The 5,437-nt window shown below is 75.0% G+C and carries 4 protein-coding genes; 3 read left to right on the top strand and 1 reads right to left on the bottom strand.

Translation table 11 applies throughout. From position 1 onward, the window contains the following. Positions 1-4: 4 nt before the first annotated feature. The gene (locus VF468_24230) at positions 5-2,776 is read right to left on the bottom strand and encodes a LuxR C-terminal-related transcriptional regulator (GenBank protein HEX5881396.1); all 2,772 of its coding nucleotides are present in this window, start codon (positions 2,774-2,776) and stop codon (positions 5-7) included. A 124-nt stretch (positions 2,777-2,900) separates the two neighbouring features. Between VF468_24230 and VF468_24225 the strand changes: the two genes are divergently transcribed. From VF468_24225 to VF468_24215, 3 genes are all read left to right on the top strand, one after another. Beyond that, a complete protein-coding gene (locus VF468_24225) occupies positions 2,901-3,740 on the top strand; it encodes a helix-turn-helix domain-containing protein (GenBank protein ID HEX5881395.1) in 840 nt (279 codons plus the stop codon). 63 nt (positions 3,741-3,803) lie between these two features. Continuing rightward, positions 3,804-5,237: a DJ-1/PfpI family protein gene (locus tag VF468_24220; GenBank protein ID HEX5881394.1), complete on the top strand. Its 1,434-nt coding sequence runs from the start codon at positions 3,804-3,806 to the stop codon at positions 5,235-5,237. Between the two features lie 10 nt (positions 5,238-5,247). Then, the coding region (locus tag VF468_24215) for a multicopper oxidase domain-containing protein (protein ID HEX5881393.1) at positions 5,248-5,437 on the top strand (190 nt) is incomplete at its 3' end.

Here is a 5,437-nt window from a genome sequence, read left to right as displayed (position 1 = left end):
CCGGCTAGGGCAGGAGCCCCAGCTCCCGGGCCCGGGCCACGGCCTGGGTGCGGTTGGCCACTTCGAGCTTGCTGAACAGGTGGCTGAGGTGGCGCTTGACGGTGTCCAGGGTGATCACCAGGTCCTCGGCGATCGCCCGGTTCGGTGTCCCGACGGACAGCAGCCGCAGCACGTCCAGCTCCCGCTCGGTCAGCGGCTCGACCAGTCCCGCCACCACCACCCCGCCGCGGCGGACGGGTAGCCGGACCGGCAGGCCGGCCTGGTCGAAGGCGTCGACCAGGCGGGCGAGATGGTCGCGGGGCGCGGCGGCAGCCGCCGGGCGGTCCTGGCGCCGGTCGGCCAGCAGCTGGCGGAGCAGGGCGGCCATCGGGGGGCCCTCGTCGACGAACACGCGCAGGTAGCCCTCGGGCGCAGCCAGCGCGATCGCCTCGGCCAGGGTGGCCAGCGCACCGGCCTGGTCGCCGCTGGCCGACAGGGCCAGCCCCTGGAGGGTCCGCACCTCGATGACGCTGCCCGTCCGCCCCTGGGCGGCCGCGCTGGCGTGCAGTCGTTCCAGCAGCCCCAGGGCCTGCTCGGGCGCCTGCCTGGCGAGCAGCACCCGCACCAGCACCAGGTACTCATGCTGGCGCGGGTAGCTGGGCTCGTCCTCGGCGCGGAGGCCGCGTCCCCGGGCCCAGCGGACGGCGGCGTCGACGTCGCCCTGGGCCAGGGCCAGCCGGGCCCGCTCGGCCGGTACCGGGTTGATCAGGCCGACGACCACGGGGCTGAGCTGTAGCCGCTCGGCCTGTCCGAGGGCGTCGAGGGCGCCGGCCCGGTCGCCCTGGGCCTGGCGGACCCAGGCCAGGGTGAGCAGGCCGGCGACCAGCGGCGGAGTGTAGACGAGCTGCCGGCACAGGGCGATGCCGTTGGTGGCGTGCTTCAGCGCCGAGTCGAGATCGCCTCGTTCGTACAGCACCCCGGCCATCCCGGTGTAGGCGACGCCGGCGATCGGCGGAGCCGTCCCATCCGCCTCGGCGGCCACGGCCAGCGCCTCCCGGTAGGTGGCCAAGGCGGCCTCCAGGCGGCCCTGGTCGCGCTGGACCAGACCCAGGCAGTGGTAGCCCAGCGCGGCCGCCGCCGGAGCGCGCTGGCTGGCTGTCCGCCACCCGGCGATGCTGGACGCCAACGCCGCTTCGGCCTCCACCAGACGACCGGCCACCCATTCCGCCGCGGCCAGGTACCAGCGGGCGAGCGACTCCAGCATCCATTCGCCCTCGCCCAGCTCGTCCAGGGCCCGCCTGGCCGCCGCGCGCATCTGCCCGGCGTCGCCGCGGAGGTTGGCCAGGCCGGCGCGCTGGAGCGCGATCGCCGCCGGGAGGTTGGCCATCATGCTCGCCGCCCTGCCGACCGAGGGCTCGTACGGCTCGTCGACCACATCCGCGACCCCGCGCTCGGCCGCGCCGAGCGGACCTTCGATGGCCTCCACCCGGCCGCTGATCAGGGCCAGGTTGGCCTGCGCCAGCGACAGCCGCGGCCGGGAGCCGACCAGCTCGGCCGGCAGGGCGGCAAGCCAGCGCTGCAACGTCGCCCCCTCCCAGCGCAGGATGCACGCATCGATCTGCCGTTCGATCAGCCGGGCCGCCCAGGTGGCGTCACCGGCGGCCAGCGCATGCCCGATGGCCTCGTCGGCCAGGCCCTGCGCCTCGTGCCAGGCGGCCGCGTTCCGGTGCAGCTCCTCGACCCGGTCGGGCCGCTCCTGCTGCAGGCGGACGCGGAGGAAGTCGGCGAACAGGTGGTGGTAGCGCCACCAGCCCCGCACCTCGTCCAGCGGGTGCAGGAACAGGTTCGCCCGCTCGGCCTGCTCCAGCAGCTCCTGGCCGTCCGCTCGCCCCGTCACCGCATCACACAACGGCCCCGACAGCCGCTCCAGGATCGAGGTCTCCAGCAGGAACGCCCGCAGCGGCTCGGGCTGGCCGTCCAGCACCTCCTCGCACAGGTAGTCCAGCACATAGCGGTGGCTGCCCGAGAACCCCTCCACGAAGGCGCCGACATCGGCGTGGCCCCGCAGCGACAGGGCGGCCAGCTGCAGCCCGACGACCCAGCCTTCGGTCCGGTCGCCCAGTGCCGCCACGGCCGCCTCGGGCAGCTCGGGCCCGACCGCCGTCCGCAGCAGCGCGGCAGCTTCTTCGGGGGTGAAGCGCAGGTCGGCCTCGCGCAGCTCGGTCAGCTGCCCGCCGGCTCGCAGCCTGGCCAGCGGCAGGGACGGGTCGGTGCGGCTGGCCAGCACCAGCCGGAGCTGCGGCGGGACACGCTCCAGCAGGGCGGCCAGGCTGTCGTGGACCGGCGGCGCCTCCACCAGGTGGTAGTCGTCCAGGACGAGCACGACCTCCCCTGGGCCCTCGACCAGCTCGTTGACCAGCATGGTCAGCACCGCGTCGGGTGACGGCTGGGCACCCTGGAACAGTGAATCGGCCCGCTGGCGAACCCCGGGCCGGACCGTGTCCAGGGCGGCGGCGACATACCGCCAGAACCGCGCCGGGTCACTGTCGCCACCGTCCAGCGACAGCCAGGCCACCCGCTGCTGGCCGCGCCGGACCCAGTCGCCGAGCAGGCTTGTCTTCCCGAAGCCGGCCGGGGCGCAGACCAGGGTGAGCTCGTGGGCCGTCCCCTCGGTGAGTCGCTCCAGCAGCCGGCGGCGGGCCAGGAAGCCGGGGCGGGGGCGGGGGACGTGCAGCTTGGTCGCCAGCAGGCGGTCCCGCTCGGCCTCCACCGGCGTCGTCGTGGACGGCTCAGCCATGAGGAACTCTCCTTGGCGGCCCATTGTAGTCGGGCGGCGGTCGCCCGAGCCGCGGCGAAGATCCCACCCCGGCACCACCGATGGGTGATGCCCCAGCCGGCCCCTGGCCGCAGGATCAACGACCATGGGTACGACATCGTCGACCGCAGCGCCTGAGCGGGTCAGGCGGCCACGGCTGGCCGCCACCCCGCAGGCCCAGCTGCGGCGCCTGCTCCCGCGCGGGTACGTGGGCTTCACCGAGACCACCGCTCCGCGGCATCTCGTCGTGCCCGCGACCACCTCGGTGCCCCTGGTCGTGAAGCTGGTCGACTGGCCGCATCGTCCCCCGGCCTTCGTCATGGGCGCCCACGACTCGTTCACGGTCCTGGAGGGCGAGTGCGCCCCGTCGTACCTGGAGGTGCTGCTGGCGCCGTTGGGCGCCTACCGGCTCCTGGGCCTGCCCATGGACCAGCTCAGCGGCCGGATCGTCGACCTGGTCGAGGTGCTCGGCGCCGACGGCCGGCGGCTGACCGAGCAGCTCCGCGAGGCCCCGAGCTGGCGGCAGCGGTTCGCGCTGGCGGACCAGTTCCTGCTGCGGCAGCTTGAGGAAGGGCCGCGGCCCTCGCCCGAGGTCGGCTGGGCCTGGGGGCGGCTGGTCGCGACCGGTGGAGCGGTGCCGGTCGGCCGGATCGCCGGCGAGGTGGGCTGGAGCCACAAGCACCTGATCACCAAGTTCCGCCAGCAGATCGGGCTGCGGCCCAAGACCGCGGCCCGGCTGGTCCGCTTCGACGGCGTATGGCGGCGCCTGGACGGCCGCCGGCCGCTGGACTGGGGGCAGGTCGCCCGCGAGGCCGGCTATGCCGACCAGGCGCACCTGGTCCGCGAGTTCCACCAGTTCACCGGCACCACCCCGACCCAGTTCCTGGCCCAGGGGCGCGCGTGGCAGGTGAATTCCGTTCAAGACACCGTCGCCGCCGCCTCCTAGCCTGGCCGGCGGCAACGTGCGAGCTGGAGGTAGGTCATGACGAGGTGGCGCAGGGCACGTCGGGTGGCTGCGACGGTGGTCGTGGCGTTGGTGGTGCCCGGCGCGGTGGCCGCGGTCGGGATCGCGCGGGCCAGGGGTGAGGTCTACACCCCCCGCGGCCCCGGCGCGCCGCCCGCCCCGGTCGACAGTGCTGCGGCGCCGACCCATGACCCGGGCAAGCCGACGGCGGTGATCCTGCTCGGGCCGGAGGGGGCCAACGCCGCCGACGTGCTCGCCCCCTACGAGGTGTTCGCGGCCACCGGGGCGTTCAACCTCTACACCGTCGCCCCGGAGCGCCAGCCGGTGCCGCTGACCGGCAACCTGGACCTGGTTCCCGACCTCAGCCTCGCCCAGCTGGACCAGCGGCTGCCCGCCGGCCCCGAGGTGATCGTGGTCCCCCAGCTGAGCGAGGTGGCCTCCGGGCTGCCGCCGAGCATCGCCCCGGTCATCGCCTGGCTGCAGCGGCAGCGCGCCCAGGGCGATCCGCTGCTGGTGAGCGTGTGCGTCGGCGCCCAAGTGCTGGCCGAGGCCGGCCTGCTGGATGGCCGGCCCGCGACCTCGCACTGGCTCGGCCTGATCGGGCTCCGCCGCGACTACCCGCAGGAGGACTGGCAGGACGGGGTCACCTACATCGACGACGGCGACCTCATCACCACCGCCGGGGTGCTGTCCGGGGTCGACGGCGCTCTGCGGGTCATCGAGCGCATGGTCGGCCCGGCCGCCGCGGAGCAGGCGGCCCAGGCGGTGCGCTGGCCGGCCTACTCGCCCGGCGGCCCGACACCGATCCAGCGGTTCCGGCCGGCGCCCACCGACCTGGTCGGGTTGCTCAGCGCCGGCTACCGCTGGGACCGCTCCACCATGGGGGTCCTGCTCACCGACGGAGTCACCGAGACCGAGCTGGCCTCGGCGTTCCGGCCCTACACCGAGCTGTCGTACCTGGCCCGCCCGCTGGCGGTGACCACCGACGGCCAGCCGATCCGGTCCCGGCACGACCTCACCTTCATCCCCCGCGCCGACCTGACCACCGCCGCGCCCGGGCTGGACCGGCTGCTGGTGCCCGGCGCCGACGCGGCCCGGCGGGCCACCGCCGGCGGGCTGGCGGTGCCCGAGCGGCTGACCCCGGTCTATCTCCACGACCAGCCCGGCTTCGCCTTCGACGGCGCGCTGCGCGACATCGCGCGCACCCGGGACGTCGCCACCGCCGGCTGGGTGGCCAAGACCCTGCAGTACCCCACCCGCCCCCAGCTGGCCGGCCCGGCCTGGCCCTGGGCCCTCACCCTGCGCCCCATCCTGATCGCCGCCGCCGCGGTCGCCGCCGTTCTCGGTATCCAGTTCCTGCGCCGCCGGCAGAGCGCACCCGCCCCCGTTCCCGCGGCGCCAGCGCGCCGACATGGAGGAGATCATGCAGCAGCACACTCGACCCGACCGACCGACGCCAGCCGAGTCCTTCCCGTCTGATCCGTCGGGGTTGGCTGAGGCTGGGCGGCCCGAGCTGTTGGAGTTGGCCTCTGGCGACACCCTGGAGCTGAGGGTGGGGCCGGTGGCCAAGCGGCTGGGGGAGACCATAGTGCGGATGTTGGGCGACAACGGTTTGGTCCCGGGCCCGACCCTCAAGGTCGGCCAGGGCAGCGAGGTCGTGGTCCATGTGGTCAACCAGG

Source organism: Actinomycetota bacterium (genome assembly GCA_036280995.1).
Classification (GTDB): Bacteria; Actinomycetota; CALGFH01; order CALGFH01; family CALGFH01; genus CALGFH01.
Note: the sequence above shows the minus strand (reverse complement) of the source record. Positions and strands in the feature narration are given on the sequence as shown.

Excerpts from the sequence above, each read along its gene's own strand:
- VF468_24230 (HEX5881396.1), bottom strand. The coding sequence starts at position 2,776 with ATGGCTGAGCCGTCCACGACGACGCCGGTGGAGGCCGAGCGGGACCGC.
- VF468_24225 (HEX5881395.1), top strand. The coding sequence starts at position 2,901 with ATGGGTACGACATCGTCGACCGCAGCGCCTGAGCGGGTCAGGCGGCCA.